Origin of the sequence: Kitasatospora sp. NPDC056651, assembly GCF_042792155.1 — a bacterium.
GTDB lineage: Bacteria > Actinomycetota > Actinomycetes > Streptomycetales > Streptomycetaceae > Kitasatospora.
This window is the reverse complement of the sequence record NZ_JBHTWX010000001.1, coordinates 1-21,991: the sequence shown is the minus strand read 5'-3', so window position 1 is coordinate 21,991 and position 21,991 is coordinate 1. Positions and strand designations below refer to the sequence as shown.

20 protein-coding genes are annotated in these 21,991 nt (G+C 72.7%); 17 read left to right on the top strand and 3 right to left on the bottom strand.

Annotation, left to right across the window (positions count from 1 at the left end; genetic code table 11):
- Positions 1 to 414: 414 nt before the first annotated feature.
- The 15 genes from ACFRAR_RS00100 to ACFRAR_RS00030 all read left to right on the top strand — a co-directional run bounded on the left by ACFRAR_RS00100 (position 415) and on the right by ACFRAR_RS00030 (position 18,025).
- Entirely contained in the window at positions 415 to 1,170 is a 756-nt protein-coding gene (locus tag ACFRAR_RS00100) for a sugar phosphate nucleotidyltransferase (RefSeq protein WP_380692842.1), read from the top strand.
- Positions 1,158 to 2,219 carry an iron-containing alcohol dehydrogenase family protein gene (locus ACFRAR_RS00095; protein ID WP_380692840.1) on the top strand — a complete coding sequence of 354 codons (1,062 nt, stop codon included), beginning with the start codon at positions 1,158 to 1,160 and terminating at the stop codon, positions 2,217 to 2,219. Before ACFRAR_RS00100 ends, ACFRAR_RS00095 begins: the two co-directional genes overlap by 13 nt.
- Positions 2,220 to 2,310: 91 nt before the next feature.
- Positions 2,311 to 3,048, top strand: coding sequence for a CDP-alcohol phosphatidyltransferase family protein (locus ACFRAR_RS00090; RefSeq protein ID WP_380693464.1), 738 nt, complete (start codon positions 2,311 to 2,313; stop codon positions 3,046 to 3,048).
- Positions 3,045 to 3,944: a glycosyltransferase family 2 protein gene (locus tag ACFRAR_RS00085; RefSeq protein ID WP_380692838.1), complete on the top strand. Its 900-nt coding sequence runs from the start codon at positions 3,045 to 3,047 to the stop codon at positions 3,942 to 3,944. Before ACFRAR_RS00090 ends, ACFRAR_RS00085 begins: the two co-directional genes overlap by 4 nt.
- A gap of 143 nt (positions 3,945 to 4,087) precedes the next feature.
- A complete protein-coding gene (locus ACFRAR_RS00080) occupies positions 4,088 to 5,029 on the top strand; it encodes an ABC transporter permease (protein ID WP_380692836.1) in 942 nt (313 codons plus the stop codon).
- Positions 5,022 to 5,831: an ABC transporter ATP-binding protein gene (locus tag ACFRAR_RS00075; RefSeq protein ID WP_380692833.1), complete on the top strand. Its 810-nt coding sequence runs from the start codon at positions 5,022 to 5,024 to the stop codon at positions 5,829 to 5,831. The genes ACFRAR_RS00080 and ACFRAR_RS00075 overlap by 8 nt, the downstream gene beginning before the upstream one ends.
- Before the next feature lie 280 nt (positions 5,832 to 6,111).
- Positions 6,112 to 7,074, top strand: a complete 963-nt coding sequence (hpnC, locus tag ACFRAR_RS00070; protein ID WP_380692831.1) for a squalene synthase HpnC — start codon at positions 6,112 to 6,114, stop codon at positions 7,072 to 7,074.
- Between the two features lie 41 nt (positions 7,075 to 7,115).
- Positions 7,116 to 7,973, top strand: a complete 858-nt coding sequence (hpnD, locus tag ACFRAR_RS00065; protein ID WP_380693462.1) for a presqualene diphosphate synthase HpnD — start codon at positions 7,116 to 7,118, stop codon at positions 7,971 to 7,973.
- Positions 7,974 to 8,100: 127 nt separating this feature from the next.
- Positions 8,101 to 9,540, top strand: coding sequence for a hydroxysqualene dehydroxylase HpnE (gene hpnE / locus ACFRAR_RS00060; protein WP_380692829.1), 1,440 nt, complete (start codon positions 8,101 to 8,103; stop codon positions 9,538 to 9,540).
- A 179-nt stretch (positions 9,541 to 9,719) separates the two neighbouring features.
- Positions 9,720 to 10,808: a polyprenyl synthetase family protein gene (locus tag ACFRAR_RS00055; protein ID WP_380692827.1), complete on the top strand. Its 1,089-nt coding sequence runs from the start codon at positions 9,720 to 9,722 to the stop codon at positions 10,806 to 10,808.
- A 7-nt stretch (positions 10,809 to 10,815) separates the two neighbouring features.
- Entirely contained in the window at positions 10,816 to 12,897 is a 2,082-nt protein-coding gene (gene shc, locus ACFRAR_RS00050) for a squalene--hopene cyclase (protein WP_380692825.1), read from the top strand.
- Complete coding sequence (locus ACFRAR_RS00045) at positions 12,894 to 13,574, top strand: 1-hydroxy-2-methyl-2-butenyl 4-diphosphate reductase (protein ID WP_380692823.1); 681 nt, start codon at positions 12,894 to 12,896, stop codon at positions 13,572 to 13,574. The genes shc and ACFRAR_RS00045 overlap by 4 nt, the downstream gene beginning before the upstream one ends.
- Positions 13,575 to 13,577: 3 nt before the next feature.
- Positions 13,578 to 14,606, top strand: a complete 1,029-nt coding sequence (hpnH, locus tag ACFRAR_RS00040) for an adenosyl-hopene transferase HpnH (protein ID WP_380692821.1) — start codon at positions 13,578 to 13,580, stop codon at positions 14,604 to 14,606.
- A 118-nt stretch (positions 14,607 to 14,724) separates the two neighbouring features.
- On the top strand, positions 14,725 to 16,635 hold the full coding sequence (gene dxs / locus ACFRAR_RS00035) for a 1-deoxy-D-xylulose-5-phosphate synthase (RefSeq protein WP_380692818.1): 1,911 nt from the start codon (positions 14,725 to 14,727) through the stop codon (positions 16,633 to 16,635).
- The gene (locus tag ACFRAR_RS00030) at positions 16,625 to 18,025 is read left to right on the top strand and encodes an aspartate aminotransferase family protein (RefSeq protein WP_380692815.1); all 1,401 of its coding nucleotides are present in this window, start codon (positions 16,625 to 16,627) and stop codon (positions 18,023 to 18,025) included. The genes dxs and ACFRAR_RS00030 overlap by 11 nt, the downstream gene beginning before the upstream one ends.
- A gap of 101 nt (positions 18,026 to 18,126) precedes the next feature.
- On the opposite strand, the gene ACFRAR_RS00025 is transcribed toward ACFRAR_RS00030, so the two are convergent.
- Entirely contained in the window at positions 18,127 to 18,399 is a 273-nt protein-coding gene (locus ACFRAR_RS00025) for a DUF6343 family protein (protein ID WP_380692813.1), read from the bottom strand.
- Between the two features lie 74 nt (positions 18,400 to 18,473).
- Here ACFRAR_RS00025 and ACFRAR_RS00020 point away from each other — a divergent pair, with 74 nt between their 5' ends.
- Positions 18,474 to 18,737: an I78 family peptidase inhibitor gene (locus ACFRAR_RS00020; protein ID WP_380692811.1), complete on the top strand. Its 264-nt coding sequence runs from the start codon at positions 18,474 to 18,476 to the stop codon at positions 18,735 to 18,737.
- 69 nt (positions 18,738 to 18,806) lie between these two features.
- On the opposite strand, the gene ACFRAR_RS00015 is transcribed toward ACFRAR_RS00020, so the two are convergent.
- Both ACFRAR_RS00015 and fabG read right to left on the bottom strand, forming a co-directional pair.
- On the bottom strand, positions 18,807 to 19,616 hold the full coding sequence (locus ACFRAR_RS00015; RefSeq protein WP_380692809.1) for a phosphatase PAP2 family protein: 810 nt from the start codon (positions 19,614 to 19,616) through the stop codon (positions 18,807 to 18,809).
- Between the two features lie 231 nt (positions 19,617 to 19,847).
- Positions 19,848 to 20,615: a 3-oxoacyl-ACP reductase FabG gene (gene fabG / locus ACFRAR_RS00010; RefSeq protein ID WP_380692807.1), complete on the bottom strand. Its 768-nt coding sequence runs from the start codon at positions 20,613 to 20,615 to the stop codon at positions 19,848 to 19,850.
- 468 nt (positions 20,616 to 21,083) lie between these two features.
- Between fabG and ACFRAR_RS00005 the strand changes: the two genes are divergently transcribed.
- Positions 21,084 to 21,884 (top strand): MarR family winged helix-turn-helix transcriptional regulator, encoded by an 801-nt coding sequence (locus ACFRAR_RS00005; RefSeq protein ID WP_380692805.1) that lies wholly within the window; start codon positions 21,084 to 21,086, stop codon positions 21,882 to 21,884.
- Positions 21,885 to 21,991 lie beyond the last annotated feature (107 nt).

The window sequence follows — 21,991 nt, the reverse complement described above, 5'->3', positions numbered from 1 at the left end:
TCATGAACTCGCAGAACCGTTCGGCGGTCGTTCGGATCCCGTTCGACCGGCCCGGCGCCTCCGGTGGGCGGACGGCCGCGGCACCCGGCACCCGGTCCGGGGCCGTCCGACCACCACCCGACCACTGTCCGACCACCGCCCGACCGCCGTCCGACCCCACCCCGCGCCGGTCCCACACCGGCCCCGCCACCGGTCCCGCCCCCGCCCCGCGCCGGCCCGGCCCCAGCCCTCCGGCCTGCGGGCGCGTTCGGGCCGCTCACGTCGGTCGCCTACCATCACTTACGACACGGTGCCCGGATCTGTGCCGGCACCGGCGCGCCGCCGCCCGGCCCGGTCGAACACCGGCTCGGGGTGAACCGGTGGCGCTGCCCCGGCACGGCCCGCGCGCACAGCACGACGGATCAGGAGACCCGCATGATCGGCCTCGTTCTGGCAGCCGGCGCCGGCCGCCGGCTGCGCCCGTACACCGACACCCTGCCCAAGGCGCTGGTGCCGGTCGACGGGGAACGGACCGTCCTGGACCTCACCCTCGGCAACTTCGCCGAGGTCGGACTGCGCGAGGCGGCGATCGTCGTCGGCTACCGCAAGGACGCGGTCTACGACCGCAAGGACGCCCTGGAGAGCAAGTACGGCGTCAAGCTCCACCTGGTCGAGAACGACAAGGCCGAGGAGTGGAACAACGCCTACTCGCTGTGGTGCGCCCGCGATCTGTTCGCCGAGGGCCTGCTGCTCGCCAACGGCGACACCGTCCACCCGGCCTCCGTCCAGCGGACCATGCTGGAGGGCAACCAGCGCCTGGTGGACGGCGGCGCCGCCCCCGGCATCCTGCTGGCCCTCGACACGGTGAAGAAGCTCGCCGACGAGGAGATGAAGGTCATCGTCGACCCGGCCGCCGGCATGCGCCGCATCACCAAGCTGATGGACCCCTCCGAGGCCAGCGGTGAGTACATCGGCGTGACGGTGATCAACCCGTCCGCCGCCGCCGACCTGACCGACGCGCTGCGCGCCACCTACGAGCGCGACCCGCAGCTGTACTACGAGGACGGCTACCAGGAGATGGTGAACCGGGGGCTGCGGATCGACGTGCAGCCGATCGGCGAGGTCTCCTGGGTCGAGGTCGACAACCACGACGACCTGGCGAAGGCGCGGGAGATCGCGTGCCGGTACTGACCCGACTGGTCCCGTCGCCGCTGTTCGTCGAGATCCGCCCGGGCGCCCTGGAGGCGCTCGGCGGCATCCTCGCGGACCAGCGGCTGTCGGCCTCGGGCCGGATCGCGGTGGCGATCAGCAACGGCTCCGGTGCGGCCATGCGCCGCCGCCTGGAGCCGGCCCTGCCCGGAGCCGACTGGTACAACGTGGACGACGGCAGCCTGGACAGCGCGGTGCGGCTGGCCGAGTCGATGCGCGGCGGGCACTACGACGCGATGGTCGGACTCGGCGGCGGCAAGATCATCGACGCCGCCAAGTACGCCGCGGCCCGGGTCGGCCTGCCGCTGGTCGCGGTGGCCACCAACCTGGCCCACGACGGCATCTGCTCGCCGGTCTCCACCCTGGACAACGACGCCGGCCGCGGCTCCTACGGGGTGCCCAGCCCGATCGGCATCGTGGTCGACCTGGACGTGATCCGGCAGGCCCCGCCGCGCTTCGTGGCGGCCGGCGTGGGCGACGTCGTCTCCAACATCTCCGCGTGCGCGGACTGGGAGCTGTCGCACGCGGTGACCGGCGAGCCGGTGGACGGACTGGCCGTGGCGATGGCCCGCTCGGCGGGCGAGAACCTGCTGCGCCACCCGGGGAGCATTCAGGACCAGGACCTCCTGACGGCGCTCGCCGAGGCCCTGGTACTGTCCGGCATCGCGATGAACATCGCGGGCAGCACCCGGCCCTCGTCGGGCGCCTGCCACGAGATCTCGCATGCCCTGGACGTGCTGTATCCCAAGCGGTCCGCCCAGCACGGCGAACAGGTCGGCCTCGGCGCCGCCTTCGCCAGCTTCCTGCGGGGCGAGCGTGAGCTGACCGGTCAGATCGTGGAGCGCCTGGCGAGCCACGGACTGCCGGTGACCGCCGCTCAGATCGGCTTCACCGAGGCGGAGTTCACCGAAGCGGTGCACTACGCTCCGAACACCCGACCGGGGCGCTTCACCATCCTCGAACACCTCGACCTCTCCCCTTCCGCAATCAGGGACGCGTACGCCGACTATGTCCAAGCCGTCAACAGCTGACCCCTCCACCGCGGGCGCCGGGCTTCCCCCGGTGGACCTGACCCGCCGGCCCTCGATCGAGGAACTGCGGGCGGTGATCCACCCGGAGGGCATGCTCCAGCGCCGCAGCGCCGAGCACTGGGCCGGGCGCCTGTACATGCGGAAGATCTCGCTGCGGATCACCCGCGTGCTCTCCACCATGACGGCGATCACGCCCAACGGCCTGACGTACCTGATGATGTTCACCGGCGTCCTGGCCGGCGCCGCGCTGGTCGTGCCGGGCATCGCGGGCGCCGTCCTGGGCGCCCTGCTGATCCAGGTCTACCTGCTGCTGGACTGCGTGGACGGCGAGGTGGCCCGCTGGCGCCGGCAGACCTCGCTCACCGGTGTCTACCTGGACCGGGTCGGCCACTACATGTCCGAGGCGGCCTTGCTGACCGGCCTCGGCCTGCGCGCCACCGACCTGCTGCACCGCGAGGGCGGCGGCTCGCACTGGGAGTGGGCCTTCCTCGGCACCCTGGCCGCGCTCGGCGCGATCCTGATCAAGTCCGAGACCGACCTGGTGGACGTGGCCCGGGCCCGCAGCGGCCTGACCGCCGTCGAGGACAGCGCCTCGGTGCCGCGCTCGGCCACCGTCGCCAAGGCCCGCCGGGCGGCCTCCCTGCTGAAGTTCCACCGCCTGGTCGGCGCGGTCGAGGCCTCGCTGTTCATCCTGGCGGCGGGGATCGCCGACACCGTGCACGGGGGGCTCCTGTTCACCCGGCTCGCGGTGGTCGTCCTGGCGGCGATCGCGATGCTCCAGACCGTGCTGCACCTGCTGAGCATCGTCCTGTCGAGCAGGCTGCGATGAGTACGGCGAGGAACGCGGACGACTTCCGCCTCGGCGCCGTGATCATCACGATGGGCAACCGGCCCGCCGAGCTCAACACCCTGATCGAGGCCGTCCGCGCCCAGGAGGGCCCCGCGGTCGAGCTGGCCGTGGTCGGCCAGGGCGCGCCGCTGCCCCCGCTGCCGGCGGGCGTGCGCAGCGTGGAGCTGCCGGAGAACCTCGGCATCCCGGGCGGCCGCAACGTCGGCATCGAGCTGTTCGGCCCGGACGGCGCGGAGGTCGACGCCGTCCTCTTCCTGGACGACGACGGGAACCTGCCGCGCACCGACTCGGCCCGCCTGCTGCGCGAGGCCTTCACCGCCGACCCCGAGCTGGGCATCGTCTCCTTCCGGATCGCCGACCCGGAGACCGGGGCCACCCAGCGCCGGCACGTCCCCCGGCTGCGCGCCAGCGACCCGCTGCGCTCGTCCCGGGTGACCACCTTCCTGGGCGGCGCGAGCGCGGTGCGCTGCAAGGTGTTCGAGCAGGCCGGCCAGCTGCCCGGCGAGTTCTTCTACGCCCACGAGGAGACCGACCTCGCGTGGCGCGCGCTGGACGCCGGCTGGGCCATCGACTACCGGGCGGACGTGGTGCTGCACCACCCCACGACCTCGCCCGCCCGCCACGCGACCTACTTCCACAACGTGGCCCGAAACCGGGTCTGGCTCGCGAGGCGGAACCTTCCGGCCCTGTTGGTGCCTCTCTACCTGGGAACCTGGTTCCTGCTGACCCTGGCCCGCCGCCCCTCCCCGGAGGCGCTGAAGGCCTGGTGGGGCGGATTCCGGGCGGGCTGGCGCGAACCCTGCGGTCCGCGGCGGCCCATGCGGTGGCGTACCGTCTGGCGACTGACCAGGCTGGGCCGACCACCGGTCATCTGATCGCATTGATCGAATGATCGATCGCTTCGGTCGGTGCCCACACACCGGCCGGCTCCCCCGAGATCCCAGTGGATCCCCATCGGCGCACGACCGGCGGACCCCGCCGACCGGCCGCCCCGACCGATCCCGCGTGAAGGACGAATGTGTCGACAGTGAGTGAACCCGTCAGCCTCTCGGCCCCCAGGGGGGCGGACGCGGGCCTGACCCCCAAGCAGCTTGCGGACAAGTACGGTCTGACGGTGAGCGGCGCCCGTCCCGGCCTGTTCGCCTACTCCAAGCAGCTCTGGGCCCGGCGCCACTTCATCTGGGCCTTCGCCACCGCCCGCCTGGTGGCCCAGTACACCAACGCCAAGCTCGGCCAGCTGTGGCAGGTGGTGACCCCGCTGCTCAACTGCGCGGTGTTCTACCTGGTCTTCGGCGTGATCCTGTCGAGCAAGCAGGGCTTCCCGGACAACACCTACATCGCCTGGCTCTGCATCGGCGTCTTCGTCTTCCAGTTCACCCAGAACGCGGTGCAGGCCGGCACCCGGGCGATCTCCGACAACCTCGGGCTGATCCGGGCGCTGCACTTCCCCCGGGCCAGCCTCCCGATCGCCTTCACCGTGATCCAGCTCCAGCAGCTGCTGATCTCCATGGTGGTCCTGGTCGTCACCGTGCTCGCCGCCGGTATCACCCCGGGCCGGACCTGGCTGCTGATCATCCCGGCGTTGCTGCTGCAGACGCTCTTCAACACCGGCATCTCGCTGGTGATGGCCCGGATCGGCGCCAGGACCAGCGACATCTCCCAGCTGATCCCGTTCGTGATGCGCGCCTGGATGTTCCTGTCCGGTGTGATGTTCAGCATCCAGGACAAGATCACCCACTGGCCGCACTTCGTCCGGACGCTGATGGAGCTCAACCCGGCGTCGGTCTACATGGACCTGCTCCGGCACGCCTTCGCGCCGGTCATCTACAACCCGCACCAGCCGGTGCACCAGACCCTGCCGCCGCACCAGTGGGTGGCCGGCATCGCCTGGGGCATCGGCATGTTCGTCGTCGGATACGTCTTCTTCTGGAAGGCCGAGGAGGAGTACGGCCGTGGCTGACACCGATCTGAGCAAGAGCGACATCCTCCGGGCCCCGGACGTGGCCCGCGAGCCCACCGTCGTGGTCGACGACGTGCACATCGTCTACAAGGTGCACGGCGCCGGCTCCGGCAAGGGCAGCGCCACCTCGGCGCTGAGCCGCATGATCAGCCGCAAGCGCGCCGCCGGCGTGCGCGAGGTGCACGCGGTCAAGGGCATCAGCTTCACCGCGTACAAGGGCGAGGCCGTCGGCCTGATCGGCTCCAACGGCTCCGGCAAGTCGACCATGCTGGCCGCCATCGCGGGCCTGCTGCCGACCGAGAAGGGCGGCATCTACACCAACGGCCAGCCCTCCCTGCTGGGCGTGAACGCCGCCCTGATGAACGAGCTCACCGGTGAGCGCAACGTCATCCTCGGCTGCCTGGCGATGGGCATGACCCCGGCCCAGGTGCGGGCGCGCTACCAGGAGATCGTCGACTTCTCCGGCATCAACGACAAGGGCGACTTCATCTCCCTGCCGATGCGCACCTACTCCTCCGGCATGGGCGCCCGGCTGCGCTTCTCGATCGCGGCCGCCAAGACCCACGACGTGCTGCTGATCGACGAGGCCCTCGCCACCGGCGACCAGGCCTTCCAGCAGCGCAGCAAGCGGCGGATCGACGAGCTGCGCAAGTCCGCCGGTACGGTCTTCCTGGTCAGCCACGACAACAACTCGATCCGCGAGGTCTGCGAGCGGACCATCTGGATCGAGGCCGGCGAGCTGGTCATGGACGGCCCCACCGACGAGGTCGTCCGCCGCTACGAGCGCGGCGAGCGCCCGTAGGCGGCCGCGCCGGCAGGGCCGGTCCCGGATCCTCCGGGACCGGCCCTGCGCGTTGCGGGACGGGCCCGGCGCGCCGCGGACGGGGCTCGGCGCTCAAGCCTTGCTCGGGGCCCTCTTCTCACCCGGCGCCCGGGCGTGAAAGCCTGGTGTCCGCGGGGGCGATGTGCCGTGCGTGACGCCCGCGCTCGGACGCGTGTCCGAGTCCGGCTGGTCCTGCCAAGCGGTGTAGAACGGGGGAGTGACAGCAGTGTCGGCTTCGGCCCAGCCCAGAGATACGCCGGTGAACGGTTCCGCAGGACAGACCCTGGAGAAGGCGGGCGCGGAGAACTTCCCCGTCGCCCCGTTCTTCCTGCCCGCGGCTTGGCGCGGCGACCTCATGGCGGTGTACGGCTTCGCCCGTCTGGTCGACGACGCCGGAGACGGCGACCTGGCCGACCCGGCCGCCACCGCGCGCCTGCTCGGGGTCGGCCGGACGCCCCCCGCCACCCCTTCGGCCCAGTCCGGCCCGCCGACCGCGGAGGAGACCGCCTTCCGGCTCGCCCTGCTCGACGGACTGGAGCGGGACCTCGACCGGGTCTTCGAGACCGCGCTGCGCACCGCCGCCGGCTCCGCGGCCGGGGCCGACCGCCCCCGCCACCCGCTGATGAGCGCGCTCGTCCCGCTGGTCGACCGCCACGGCCTGACCCCCGAGCCGTTCCGCCGTCTGATCGAGGCCAACCGGGTGGACCAGACCACCGCCCGCTACGCGACCTACGACGACCTGATCGGCTACTGCACCCTCTCCGCCGACCCGGTCGGCCGCCTGGTGCTGTCCATCGCGGGCGTCTCCACCCCCGAGCGGGTCGAGCTCTCCGACGCCGTCTGCAGCGCCCTTCAGGTGGTCGAACACCTCCAGGACGTGGCCGAGGACCTGGCCCGCGGCCGGATCTACCTGCCCATCGAGGACCTCGAACGCTTCGGAGTCACCGAGGACGACCTCGCCGCCCCGTCCGCGAACGGCGCGGTGCGCGAGCTGATCGCCTTCGAGGTCGAGCGTGCCCGCACCCTGCTGGACCGCGGCGCACCATTGGTAGGTACGGTTCGGGGGAGGCTTCGACTGCTCCTGGCGGGATTCACCGCCGGCGGCTACGCGGCCCTGGCGGCCGTCGAGGACGCCGGGTACGACGTACTCGCACGGCAGGCGAAGCCGGACAAGCGCCGCCTCGCAGCGAAGGCGGCGGCCATCTTCGCGAAGGGAAGGTGAACGCCCGCGTGGCGGCATCACCACTGGCGTCGGCCCAGGTCATGGCGGCGTACCGGTACTGCGAGGCAGTCACCGGGCTGCAGGCACGCAACTTCAGCTACGGCATCCGGTTGCTGCCCGAACCCAAGCGGCTGGCCATGTCGGCCCTGTACGCGCTGGCCCGCCGGGTGGACGACATCGGCGACGGCGACCTTCCGGACGACCGCAAGGCCGAGGCGCTGCTGCGCACCCGGGAGCTGGTGGACGAGGTCCGCTCCGGGAGGGTCGCCGAGGACGACACCGACCCGATCAAGGTCGCCCTGGCCGACGCGGCCCGGCGCTTCCCGATCCCGCTCGGCGGCTTCGACGAGCTGATCGACGGCGTCGAGATGGACCTCAAGGGCGCCGAGTACCAGACCTACGAGGAGCTGAAGGTCTACTGCCGCTGCGTCGCCGGCGCGATCGGCCGGCTCTCGCTGGGCGTCTACGGCTGCGACGACCCCGATCGCGGGGCGCGGTACGCGGACACCCTGGGCCTGGCCCTGCAGCTCACCAACATCCTGCGCGACCTGCGCGAGGACGCCCTGAACGGCCGTACCTACCTGCCCGGCGAGGACCTGGTCCGGTTCGGCTGCGAGCAGGGCTTCGCCCTGCCCAAGCCGCCGCTCGGCGCGGACTTCACCGGCCTGGTGGCCTTCGAGGCCGCCCGCGCCCAGGCCGCCTTCGAGGAGGGCCTGCGGCTGCTGCCGATGCTCGACCGCCGCAGCCGCGCCTGTACCGCCGCGATGGCCGGGATCTACCACCGGCTGCTCGGCCGGATCGCCGCCGATCCGGAGTCGGTGCTGCGCGGCCGGGTCTCGCTGCCGGGCTGGGAGAAGGCCTACGTGGCGCTTTCCGGGCTCGCCGGGGGGCGTTCTTGATTCTCGCGACAGTTCTGTCACGCTGTGTCAGCGTCGAATCACGTGCGGGCACTCCCGTGTCGACCTGGCGAGTGCCGGCCACCGCGACCGCCCGTGGGCGGTCCACCGAGTGCGAGGGGGACGGCCGATGACCGGGCGAGCCGATGCCGCGCGCCCGGCCGCGGTCGTGGTCGGCGGCGGTCTGGCCGGAATCACCACCGCGCTGCGCCTCGCCGAGGCGGGCCACCGGGTCACCCTCGCCGAGGGCCGGCCCCGGCTCGGCGGCCTGGCCTTCTCCTTCCAGCGCGGCGAGCTGACCGTCGACAACGGCCAGCACGTCTACCTGCGCTGCTGCACCGCCTACCGCGGCCTGCTGGACCGCCTCGGCGCCACCCGGCTGTCCCACCTCCAGGACCGGCTCGACATCCCGGTACTCGCCGTGACCGGGGACGTGACCGGGGGCGCGCCGGTGCGCACCCTCGGACGGCTGCGCCGGGCCGGCCTGCCCGTGCCCCTGCACCTGGCGGGCAGCCTCGCCCGCTACCCGCACCTGAGCCCGGCCGACCGCGCCCGGGTGGTCCGCGGCGCCCTCGCCCTGCGGGCCCTGGACCTCGCCGACCCGGCGCTGGACCGGATCTCCTTCGGCGACTGGCTGCGCCGCAACGGGCAGAACGCCGCCACCCGGGCCGCGCTGTGGGACCTGGTCGGCGTCGCGACCCTGAACGCCCGGGCCGACCAGGTGTCGATGGCGCTCGCCGGGATGGTCTTCAAGACCGGCCTGCTCTCCGACCCGGGCGCCTCGGACATCGGCGTCGCCGCCGTCCCGCTCGGCACGATCCACCACGACCGGGCGCTCGCCGAGCTGGAGCGGGCCGACGTCAGGGTGCTGCTGCGCGCCAAGGTCACCGAGCTGAAGCCGGCCGCGCCGCAGCACGCCGTCCGGCTGGAGGGCGGGGAGCTGCTCACCGCCGACACCGTCGTGCTGGCCGGCGCCCAGGACAGCGCGGCCGCGCTGCTGCCCCCGAACGCGCTCCCCGGGCAGGAGCGGCTGGCCGGCTTCGGCACCGCGCCGATCCTCAACGTGCACGTGATCTACGACCGCGAGGTGCTGCGCCGGCCGTTCTTCGCCGCGCTCGGCTCCCCGGTCCAGTGGGTCTTCGACCGCACCGCGCACTCCGGCCTGGCCGCCACCCCGCTGGGCCGGGCCCACCCGGGTGCCCAGTACCTGGCGCTGTCGCAGTCCGCCGCGCAGGACGAGATCGACCTGCCGGTCGCCGAGCTGCGCGGCCGCTACCTGCCCGAGCTGGGCCGGCTGCTGCCGGCCGCGGCACAGGCCGAGGTGCTGGACTTCTTCGTCACCCGGGAGCGCACCGCGACCTTCGACCCGGCTCCGGGCAACGGGGCGCTGCGCCCCTCGGCCCGCACCGACGTTCCCGGCCTGCTGCTGGCCGGTTCGTGGACGGCCACCGGCTGGCCCGCGACCATGGAGGGGGCCGTGCGCAGCGGCCACGCGGCGGCCGACGCCGTGCTCGCCGCGGCCGGCGCCAGGGCGCCGGTGGACCGCGGCGACGGGAGGTGGCCCAGGTGACGGTGGGTCCCGCCGCCGGGGAGCCCGCCAGAGCCGACGGGCGTACCGTCGCAACCACCGGCAGCGGTCCGACCGGCCGCACCGGCACCATCGGCACCGGCACACGATCAGGCGCCAGCCGCACCGACAGCACCCGGCCGCCCCGTGCGGTCCGGCACCACGAGGGAGAGGGAACGCACGTGGAGTCACGCACCGGCTTCGCCGTCGGAGGCACGGCGCACGCCGAACCTGTCTCCGTGCCGGAGCTGCTCGCCCGCAGCCGTACGCTCTGCACCCCGCCGCTACGGGCCGCCGTCGCCCGTCTGGCCGCACCCATGGACACCGTCGCCGCCTACCACTTCGGCTGGATCGACCGGGACGGCACCCCGGTGACGGGCGACGGCGGCAAGGCCGTGCGCCCGGCGCTGGCGCTGCTGTCGGCCCGGGCGGCCGGCGCGGCGGAGGACGTGGGGGTGCCCGGCGGTGTCGCCGTTGAGCTGGTGCACAACTTCTCCCTCCTCCATGATGATCTGATGGACGGTGACGAGACCCGGCGGCACCGGGCCACCGCCTGGACGGTCTTCGGGCCGGCCCAGGCGATCCTGGTCGGCGACGCCCTGGCGACGCTCGGCACGGAGGTGCTGCTCGACACCGCGGTGACCGGCGGCACCAGCGCCACCGACGCCGCGCGGGCCGTCCGGCTGCTCACCACGGCGACCCGCCGGCTGATCGACGGCCAGGCCATGGACGTCGCCTTCGAGCAGCGCGACAGCGTCACGGTCGCGGAGTGCCTGGAGATGGAGGGCGGCAAGACGGCGGCGCTGCTGGCCGCCGCCTCGGCGATCGGCGCCGTCCTGGCCGGCGCCGACGACAAGGTCTCCGACGCGCTCCAGCGCTACGGCCACCACCTGGGCCTGGCCTTCCAGGCGGTGGACGACCTGCTCGGCATCTGGGGTGCCACCGAGGTCACCGGCAAGCCGCACTGGGGGGACCTGCGCCAGCGCAAGAAGTCCCTGCCGGTGGCCGCCGCACTGGCCGAGGGCGGGGCGGCCTCGCGCCGGCTCGCCGAGGAACTGGCCGACCCGAAGGGACGCGGCGAGGAGAGCGAGCCCGAGCTCGCCGACCGGGCCGCGCTGATCGAGGAGGCCGGCGGCCGGGCCTGGACCCAGGAGGAGGCCCGCCGCCAGCACACGACTGCCCTCGCCGCCCTGGACGAGGTGCCCATGAGCGACGAGGTGCGCGAGCACTTCGTCGCACTCGCCGAATTCGTGGTGGTACGAGAGAGGTGACGTTACGTTGACAGCAACCGCGGACGGCCGGCTCGACCCTGAGTACGATTCCGAGCCGGTCGCGGTGGGCGACCGCCCCCCGACCCTGCTGGGGTCGGGTCGGCGGCAGCCCGAGGACACCGACCGGCTCCGGCCGGCCGGTGAGGCGGTCCCGAGGCCGGCCGACGCGCGGGAGGCCCTGGCCCGCGCCACCACCCACCTGCTCTCGCTGCAGTCCTCCGAGGGCTGGTGGAAGGGCGACCTGGAGACCAACGTCACCATGGACGCCGAGGACTTACTGCTCCGCCAGTTCCTGGGGATCCGCACCGAGGAGCAGACCCGGGCCACCGCCGAGTGGATCCGGTCGCAGCAACGTGAGGACGGCACCTGGTCCACCTTCCACGGCGGCCCGTCCGAACTGTCCACCACGGTGGAGGCGTACGTCGCCCTCAAACTGGCCGGCGACGACCCGGACGCCCCGCACATGCTGGCCGCCGCGCGCTACGTCCGCTCCGCCGGGGGCATCGCGGCCGCCCGGGTGTTCACCAGGATCTGGCTCGCGCTGTTCGGCTGGTGGCCCTGGGAGCGGCTGCCCGAGATGCCGCCCGAGATCATCTTCCTGCCCAGGTGGCTGCCGCTGAACATCTACGCCTTCGGCTGCTGGGCCCGCCAGACCATCGTCCCGCTGACCGTCGTCTCGGCACACCGCCCGGTCCGTCAGGCCCCCTTCGCACTCACCGAGCTGCACACCGACCCGGACGACCCGTACCCCCACCGGCCGCTCGCCCGCGCCGCCTCCTGGGACGGCCTCTTCGAGCGCCTCGACAAGGTGCTGCACGCCTACCACCGCCGGGCCCCGCGCCCGCTGCGCAGGCTGGCCCTCTCGCAGGCCTGCCGCTGGATCGTCGAACGGCAGGAGGCCGACGGCTGCTGGGGCGGCATCCAGCCCCCCGCCGTCTACTCGCTGATCGCCCTGCACCTGGAGGGCTACGAACTGGAGCACCCGGTGATGAAGGCCGGGCTCGCCTCCTTCGATCGCTTCACGGTGCACACCGAGGACGGCATGCGCTGGATGGAGGCCTGCCAGTCCCCGGTCTGGGACACCTGCCTGGCCACCATCGCGCTGGCCGACGCCGGGGTGCCGGCCGACCACCCGGCGCTGGTCTCCGCGGTCGACTGGATGCTCGGCGAGGAGATCCGCAAGACCGGCGACTGGTCCGTCCAGCGGCCCGGGCTGGCCCCCGGCGGCTGGGCCTTCGAGTTCGAGAACGACACCTACCCCGACATCGACGACACCGCCGAGGTGGTGCTCGCGCTGCGCAGGGTGGCCCACCCCGAGCCGGCCAGGGTCGACGCGGCGGTGGACCGGGGCGTGCGGTGGAACCTCGGCATGCAGTCCAAGAACGGCGCCTGGGGCGCCTTCGACGTCGACAACACCAGCACGCTGCCCAACAAGCTGCCGTTCTGCGACTTCGGCGAGGTGGTCGACCCGCCGTCCGCCGACGTCACCGCGCACGTGGTGGAGATGCTCGCCGAGACCGGGCTGTCCCGCGATCCCCGGACCCGGCGCGGCATCGAATGGCTGCTGCGCGACCAGGAGGCGGACGGCTCCTGGTTCGGCCGCTGGGGCACCAACTACATCTACGGCACCGGCTCGGTGCTGCCCGCCCTGGTGGCGGCCGGAGTCCCGGACGAGCACCCGGCGATCCGCCGGGCGGTGCGCTGGCTGGAGGACCGGCAGAACACCGACGGGGGCTGGGGCGAGGACATGCGCTCCTACGAGGACCCGGCGCGCTGGGCCGGGCGCGGCGACTCCACCGCCTCGCAGACCGCGTGGGCGCTGATGGCGCTGCTCGCGGCCGGCGAAGGGCCGAAGGACCGGGCGAACCCGGCGGTGGAACGCGGGGTGGAGTGGCTGGTGCGCACCCAGCTGCCCGAGGGCACCTGGGACGAGCCGCAGTTCACCGGCACCGGCTTCCCGTGGGACTTCTCCATCAACTACCACCTGTACCGGCTGGTCTTCCCGGTCACCGCGCTCGGCCGCTACCTCCACGGCGCCCCCGCGACGAGCCGGGCCGACGGGGCTCCGGCGATCGGGGCGGCGCGGTGACGACCCGCCCCCTCCTGGTGCTGTGCGCCCTGGGCCCCGAGGTCTGGGCGCTGCGCGGCGGCGACTGGCGCGGCGCGGCCGGCGGGTCCCCGGTGCTGGTGCGCACCGGGGTCGGCCGGCGGCGCGCCGGGCTGGCCGTGCGACGGCTGCTCGGATCCGCCCCCGGCGGCTACGGCGCCGTGGTGGTGGCCGGCTTCGGCGCCGCGGTCGGTCCGGGCGTCCTGCCCGGCGACGTGGTCGCCGCCGACGGGGTGCGCGACGCGGAGGGCCACCTGTACCCGCTCGACTCCGGTGCGGCGCTCAGCGCGGCGTTGAAGGAGCGCGGCCTGACCGTGCACACCGGAGTGCACCACACCGCCGACCACGTGGTGCGCGGCATCGAACGGCGGGCGCTGCACCTCCAGGGCGCGCTCGCCGTCGACATGGAGGCCGCCGCCGTGCTGGCCGCGCTGCGCGAGGTGCGGCCGGTACTGCCGGCGGCCGTCCTGCGGGTGGTGGTGGACACCCCCGAGCACGAACTGCTGCGGTTCGGCACCCTTCCGGCCGGGGTGCGCGCCTGGCGGACCCTGCGGGCGACGGTACCCGCCCTGGTCGACTGGTACCGGCAGGAGCGCACGCCCGGCTCCGCAGACCTGAACCACCCCACATCCTCGACGCTCCCCCAGGAGGCGAGCTAAGCCATGGCCATGCCGTTGCGCCAGACCGTGCGGGTCGGCACGTACCTCATGCAGCAGAAGCTGCTCAAGCGGAGGGACAAGTTCCCGCTGATCGTGGAGCTGGAGCCGCTGTTCGCCTGCAACCTCGCGTGCGAGGGCTGCGGCAAGATCCAGCACCCGGCGGGCGTACTGAAGCAGCGGATGCCCGTCGCCCAGGCGGTCGGCGCGGTCCTGGAGTCCGGCGCCCCGATGGTCTCGATCGCCGGCGGCGAGCCGCTGATGCACCCGCAGATCGACGAGATCGTCCGACAGCTGGTCGCACGCCGCAAGTACGTGTTCCTCTGCACCAACGCGCTGCTGATGCGCAAGAAGATGGACAAGTTCAAGCCCTCGCCGTACTTCACGTTCGCGGTGCACATCGACGGCATGCGCGAGCGGCACGACGAGTCGGTGGCCAAGGAGGGCACCTTCGACGAGGCGGTGGCCGCGATCAAGGAGGCCAAGCGGCGCGGCTTCCGGGTCACCACCAACAGCACCTTCTTCAACACCGACACCCCGCAGACCGTCGTCGAGGTGCTGGACTTCCTCAACGACGAGCTCAAGGTGGACGAGATGATGATCTCGCCCGCCTACGCCTACGAGAAGGCCCCCGACCAGGAGCACTTCCTCGGCGTCGAGCAGACCCGGGAGCTCTTCCGCAAGGCCTTCTCCGGCGGCAACCGCAAGCGCTGGCGCCTCAACCACAGCCCGCTCTTCCTGGACTTCCTGGAGGGCAAGGCCGACTTCGAGTGCACCCCCTGGGGCATCCCCAACTACTCGCTGTTCGGCTGGCAGCGCCCCTGCTACCTGATGGCCGACGGATACGTGCCCACCTACCGCGAGCTGGTCGAGAAGACCGACTGGAGCAAGTACGGGCGCGGCAAGGACCCGCGCTGCGCCAACTGCATGGCCCACTGCGGCTACGAGCCGACCGCCGTGCTCGCGACCATGGGCTCGCTCCAGCAGTCGCTGCGCGCCATCACCGAGACCGTCAGCGGCAACCGGGGCCGCTGATCAGGGAGTCGACCCCCGCCGGCACCGGCCGGCACCCCGGCCCGGGCCCCGCGTCCGGGCCGGGCGTCCGGGCCGGGCGGAGGCACCGCCGTACCGCTTCGAGTCGTGAGGTGTACCCATGTCACTGCTCTCCCGCGTCACGTCACCGGCCGAGCTTCGCAAGCTCCCGACGGCCGAACTCCCCCTGCTCGCCGAGGAGATCCGCGAGTTCCTGATCGACGCCGTGACCCGCACCGGCGGTCACCTCGGGCCCAACCTCGGCGTGGTGGAGCTGACCATCGCGCTGCACCGGGTCTTCGAATCGCCGTACGACCGGATCGTCTTCGACACCGGCCACCAGAGCTACGTCCACAAACTGCTCACCGGCCGCCAGGACTTCACCCGGCTGCGGATGCGCGGCGGGCTCTCCGGATACCCCTCGCGGGACGAGTCCGAACACGACCTGGTCGAGAACTCGCACGCCTCGACCGCGCTCTCCTACGCCGACGGCCTGGCCAAGGCCGCCCGGCTGCTCGGCCAGCAGGACCGGCACACCGTCGCGGTGATCGGCGACGGCGCGCTCACCGGCGGGCTCGCCTGGGAGGCGCTCAACAACATCGCCGAGGCGCGCGACCGGCCGCTGGTCATCGTCGTCAACGACAACGAGCGCTCCTACGCCCGGACCATCGGCGGCCTCGCCAACCACCTGGCCACCCTGCGCACCACCCGGGGCTACGAGCGCTTCCTCGCCCTCGGCAAGGAGGCCCTGCAGCGCACCCCGCTGGTCGGCCAGCCGATCTTCGACGCGCTGCACGGCGCCAAGAAGGGGTTCAAGGACGCCTTCGCCCCGCAGGGCATGTTCGAGGACCTCGGCCTCAAGTACCTCGGCCCGATCGACGGCCACGACCTGGGCCAGGTCGAACAGGCGCTGCGCCAGGCCCGCAACTTCGGCGGGCCGGTCATCGTGCACTGTTTGACCGTCAAGGGGCGCGGCTACCGCCCGGCCGAGCAGGACGAGGCCGACCGCTTCCACGCCGTCAACCCGATCGACCCGTACACCTGCCTGCCGATCTCGCCCAGCGGCGGGGTCTCCTGGACGTCGGTGTTCGGGGACGAGCTGGTCACCCTCGGCGCCGAGCGGCCGGACCTGGTGGCGATCACCGCGGCCATGCTCCAGCCGGTGGGCCTGGCCCCGTTCGCCAAGGCCTACCCGGCCCGCACCTTCGACGTCGGGATCGCCGAGCAGCACGCCGTCACCAGCGCGGCCGGGCTGGCCACCGGCGGGCTGCACCCGGTGGTCGCGGTGTACGCCACCTTCCTCAACCGGGCCTTCGACCAGGTGCTGATGGACGTCGCCCTGCACCGGCTGGGCGTCACCTTCGTGCTCGACCGGTCCGGGGTGACCGGGCCGGACGGCGCCTCGCACAACGGCATGTGGGACATGTCGGTCCTCCAGGTCGTCCCCGGCCTGCGGCTCGCCGCGCCGCGCGACGCCGAGCAGCTGCGGGCCCAGCTGCGCGAGGCCGTCGAGGTCCGGGACGCGCCGACCGTCGTGCGCTTCCCCAAGGGGAACGTCGGGCCCGCGGTGCCGGCCGTCGAGCGGATCGGCGGGGTGGACGTACTGCTGCGCACCGGGCGGGAGCCGGAGATCCTGCTGGTCGCGGTCGGCGCCACCGCCTGCGCCTGCCTGGACGCGGCCCGGCTGCTGCTCGCCGAGGGCTTCACCGCGACCGTGGTCGACCCGCGCTGGGTCAAGCCGGTCGACCCGGTGCTGCCCGAACTGGCCGCCGCCCACCGGCTGGTGGTGACCGTCGAGGACAACGGCCGGACCGGCGGCGTCGGTTCGGCCATCGGCCAGGCGCTGCGCGACGCCGACGTGGACGTGCCGTTGCGGGTGCTCGGCCTGCCCCAGGAGTTCCTCGGCCACGCCTCGCGCGGGGAGATCCTGGAGGAGGCCGGACTGACCGGAACCGGGGTCGCCGCCCAGACCGCCGTCTTCGCCAAGAACCTGCTACCGAACCGAGGAGCGAACCCGCGCCATGCCGGCTGATCCACACCGCCCCGCCTTCGACCTCGCCGCGCTGATCGCCGAACGCGGCGGCGAGCGCTACGAGTTGCACAGCCGCCACCTCAACCCGCAGCTGCCGCGGATGCTGCACACCCTCGGCTTCGACAAGTACTACGAGCGCGCCCAGGGGCAGTACTTCTACGACACCGAGGGCAACGAGTACCTCGACATGCTGGCAGGCTTCGGCATCTTCGCGCTCGGCCGCCACCACCCGGCGGTGCGCTCGGCGGTCCGGCAGGTGATGGACCTCGACCTGCCGGACCTGCTCCGCTTCGACTGCTCGCCGCTGCCCGGACTGCTGGCCGAGCGGCTGCTCGCCCAAGCGCCCGGACTGGACCGGGTGTTCTTCGGCAACAGCGGCACCGAGGCGGTGGAGACGGCGCTCAAGTTCGCCCGGTACGCCACCGGCCGCAAGCGGATCCTCTACGCCGACCACGCCTTCCACGGGCTGACCACCGGCTCGCTCTCGGTCAACGGGGAGAGCGGGTTCCGCAAGGGCTTCGACCCGCTGCTGCCCGACACCGCCATCCCGCTCGGCGATCTCGGCGCGCTGGCCCGGGAGTTGAAGCGCGGAGACGTCGCCGGGCTGATCGTCGAACCGATCCAGGGCAAGGGCGTCCACGCGCCGCCGCCCGGCTGGCTGCGGGCCGCCCAGACGGTGCTGCACGAGCACAAGGCGCTGCTGATCTGCGACGAGGTGCAGACCGGCATCGGCCGTACCGGAGAGTTCTTCGCCTACCAGCACGAGGAGGGCGTGCTGCCCGACCTGGTCTGCGCGGCCAAGGCGCTGTCCGGCGGGTACGTGCCGATCGGGGCGACGCTCGGCAAGGGCTGGATCTTCGAGAAGGTGTACTCCTCGATGGACCGGGTGCTGGTGCACTCGGCCAGCTTCGGGTCCAACGCCCAGGCGATGGCGGCCGGGCTGGCGACCCTGGAGGTGCTGCGCGAGGAACAGGTGGTGGACAACGCCCGCAAGGTGGGCGACCACTTCCGCGAGCGGCTGTCCGCACTGGTCGACACGTACGAGCTGCTCGCCGAGGTGCGCGGACGCGGACTGATGATCGGGATCGAGTTCGGCCGCCCCAAGTCGTTCAAGCTGCGCACCGGTTGGGCCGCGCTCCAGGCGGCGCGCAAGGGCCTGTTCGCGCAGATGGTCGTGGTGCCACTGCTGCAGCGGCACCGCATTCTGACCCAGGTGTCCGGGGACCACCTGGAGGTGATCAAGCTGATTCCGCCGCTGATCATCACCGAACGGGATGTGGACAGGTTCGTGGACGCCTTCACCGACATCATGGACGAGGCCCACCGGGGGAGCGGCCTGATGTGGGACTTCGGGCGGACACTGGTCAAACAGGCGGTCGGCAGCCGCTGAAGCCGGGACCGCCGCAAACGCGGAGTGGGGGAGCGCGGGGTGGGGGAACACGGAGTGGGAAGTCGGCCGGGCCGACTTCCCACTCCGTGGGAGACACCGCGTCAGAGCTCGGTCCGGCGGCGCCGGACGACCACCACGAGATCGACGACGGCGAGCACGGTGAGCAGACCGCAGGCCACGGCGAAGCCGGTGAGCGTGCCCCGGCCGGGGGCGCCGTGGTCGGGTGAGAGGGCGGCCCAGAGGGCGAAGCCCGCGGTGGCCAGCGCGAACAGCGGCGTGAAGGTGAGCGAGAGCAGGTAGCGGAGCTTGAGGTCGCTGCGGGCGGTGGCCGGCTCGGTGCCGCTGCGCCAGCGCCGCGGGGTCGTGGTGCGCATGGCGTTCACCTCCGGGCCGCGGGGGGCGGGCTACCATTCCAGCGTACGTCCGAGGGACTGACAGGGGAGGCGCGATGTCGGGGGCGGGCGCGGTGGGGGCGGGTTCGGGTTCCGGACCGGGATCGGGTTCCGGCGCGGCGGGCACCGGTGCGGCCGGCGAGGACGCCGAGGGCTACGCGGGGCTGCGGATCGAGCGGGCCCGGGAGCTGGCCCGCCGGCACGGCTGGGCCTCGGTGCGGGTGCTGGAGCCGGGGGAGTTGATGACCATGGAGTACCGGCAGGGCCGGCTCAACCTCACGGTGCGCGGGGGCGTGGTCGAGCGCAGCTGGGAGGGGTAGGGCGGCCCGTCGGCCCGGTTCGGAGCCGGGTCCGGGCCCGGGTCCGGGTCCGCTCGGGTTCGGTGCGGTTCAGTACGGCAGGTGGCGGCCGGCGAAGCGCCGGTGGAGCCGCTGTTCGGCGGCGGCGACCAGGGGCTCCAGCAGCGGCAGCACGAGCAGCACGAGCAGCCCGGCGGCCCAGCCGGCCAGCACGTCGGTGACCCAGTGGGTGCCCAGGTAGACCGTGGTCAAGCCGATCGAGCAAGCGGTGGCGGCGGCGACCAGCGCGCCGGTGCGCCGCCAGCGGACGGCGAGGTAGGCGAGCACGCCCCAGGTGACGACCGCGTTGGCGGTGTGGCCGGAGGGGAAGATGGTGCCACCGGAGAAGAGTTCGGGCGAGCCGACGTACTGGGCGTAGTGCGGGCCGAGCCGGCCGGTGACGATCTTGACCGCGCCGACGGTGACGTTGAGCAACAACAGCGCGATGCCCATGACCAGCAGCGGGCGCAGCCGGCGCAGGCGGTGGGCCCGCCAGCCGAGCCAGAGGAAGGCGGCGATCGCCGAGGGGCCGCGCTGTCCGGCCACCACCCAGGTGTCGAGCAGCGGCTCCAGGCGGGGCCAGCGCTCGTAGGGGCGCAGCAGGCGGACCGACCAGTCGAGGTCGACCAGTGAGGTGTTCAGCAGGACCCCGGCCAGCACCAGCAGGTAGCCGACGAGGGTGACGGCGAGCAGGGCGGCCTGCCGACGGCCCATCGGCGGCCAGCCGGGTTCGCGGCGGTCGGGGCCGACCGGGGCGAGGGTGTGCGCGGGGTTCGCGGGGCGGCCCCGGCGGCCGGTCTCGACGGTGCGACGCTCCGGTCCCTGGCGCGGAAAGGGGGCGGGGGTAACTCTGGATTGCACGTGGTGACCTTACCCAGCCGGGCAGGGCCATTCCGGGGGTAATTGTCATTTTCCCGGGAAATCGACAATTGGGTCGGCCCCGGGAGGTCCGGGGAGTGATTTCCACTATTCCTGGATCGAAAGTCAGTGTGGTCGTCGAATGATTCTGCAAAAGCCCCGGTAAAGGAAACGGAGTGGGCGGCCGGTGTGCCCGGCTTCCCACTCCGTGGTAACCCTGTGTAGGTTCCGTGCTCAGTCGAGGGGGCCGCCCGCGACGTAGATCACCTGGCCGGAGACGAAGCCGGCGCCCTCGCTCGCGAGGAACGAGATGGTGTGGGCGACGTCCTCGGGTTCGCCGACCCGCTGGACCGGGATCTGGGAGGCCGCGGCCCGCTTGAAGTCTTCGAAGTCCATGCCGACCCGGGCGGCGGTGGCTGCTGTCATGTCCGTGGCAATGAAGCCGGGGGCCACCGCGTTGGCGGTGATGCCGAACTTGCCCAGCTCAATGGCCAAAGTCTTGGTGAAGCCCTGGAGACCGGCTTTGGCGGCCGAGTAGTTGGCCTGGCCGCGGTTGCCCTGGGCCGAGGAGGACGACAGGTTGACGATGCGGCCGAAACCGGCGTTGACCATGTGCTTCTGCACCTCGCGAGTCATCAGGAAGGCCCCGCGCAGGTGAACGTTCATGACCGTGTCCCAGTCGGACTCGGACATCTTGAAGAGCAGGTTGTCGCGGAGCACGCCCGCGTTGTTGACCAGGACGACCGGGGCGCCGAGCTCCGCGGCGACGCGGTCGACGGCGGCCCGGACCTGCTCGGCGTCCGAGACGTCGGCGCCGACCGCCAGGGCCGTGCCGCCGGCGGCGGTGATCCGCTCGACGGTCTCCCGCCCGGCCGCCTCGTCCAGGTCCAGGACGGCGACCGCGTAGCCGTCGGCGGCCAGCCGGACGGCGGTGGCGGCACCCAGGCCGCGCGCGGCGCCGGTCACGACGGCGACCCGGGGGGTGGTGCTCTGCTCGCTCATGCTCGCTCTCGTCTCTCTCGGGAGGCCTCCCGGGGAGAGCCCCCGGAGAGGGTGGCCACACCCTACCGGCGGGTAGGAGGGGCGGCCAGAGCGGAGAGGCGCAGGTGACGGTGGGTAAGGACCGACCGGTCGGCTTTCTGCTGAGAACGGGTTACTGCAAGGGCTTCGCAGCGCGTAAATATGCCAATGTTGCCGAACCTGCGTCTACTATCCGCCCCTGCCTGCCAGCAAGGGCCCGCCGTTTGTATAGTGTCCGCCAGCAGCCACCGGCTGCGCGGCTGGAGCGCCCTCCCTCATAGCTGGACGCCCACTCGCCGTTACTGCCCCACCCGGGTGTCCCACACACACCGGGTGTGACATCGGGACGGATACATGGTGCTGGGGGAGATCCCGACAACCCGCGTGTCCGCGCGACTGCAACAGTCGCCCGGACACCTCATTCGTGTCGCACAGCAGGTTCACACCCGCTTGTGGTCCGAACACGTCGGAGCCGATCTCACGGCTCCGCAGTTCGCCGTACTGCTGGTCCTGGCCCTGGAACCGGGCGCGGACCAGCGGACGGTCGGCGAACGCGCCTCGCTGGACAAGGCCACGATGGCGGAGATGGTCGCGCGGCTGGTCCGCCGCGGCCTTGTGCTGCGCCGACGCGATCCGGCCGACGGCCGGCGCAAGCTGCTGGCGCTCTCGCAGAGCGGCGCCCAGGCGGTGCGCGAGGCCACCGGCGGTGTGGTCCGCGTGCAGCGCGTCCTGTTCGAGTCGCTCAGCGCGGAGGAGCAGGTCGAGATCGTCCGGGTGATGGCCAAGATAGCCAGGCTGGAGCCCGCGGCGGTCGCCGTCATCACCGACGCGCGGCCGATACTGGACGCCCAGCGGGCGATCGGCTACCTGATCAGGGTGAGCCAGCAGGTGCACACCAAGCTCTGGTCGGAACACGTCGGCTCCGAGTTGACGGCTCCGCAGTACGCGGTGCTGGACGCGTTGGAGCTGGAGCCGGGCGCCGACCAGCGCACGGTCGGCGAGCTGGCCTCGCTGGACAAGGCCACGATGGCGGAGATGGTGAGCCGGCTGGTGCGCCGCGGTCTGGTGCAGCGCCGGCGTGACCCCTCGGACGGGCGGCGCAACCTGCTTTCGCTCTCGCCGGCGGGACAGGACCTGTTGCACCGCTCGGCGGCGGGGGTGGCCGAGGTCCAGCGGCTGCTGCTGGCTCCGCTGGAGGAGGGTGAGCACGAGACCGCGCTCGCGCTCATCGCGAAGGCGGCCAGGCTCTAGGTCAAACCTTCGTCACAGTAGCCAAAACGATTCGCCAAAATGCCCGGGACCCTTGGTCGTTGGCGTCGGCGGGTCGGAGCGCACGGAAGGGCGCCCCCCCCCCCACC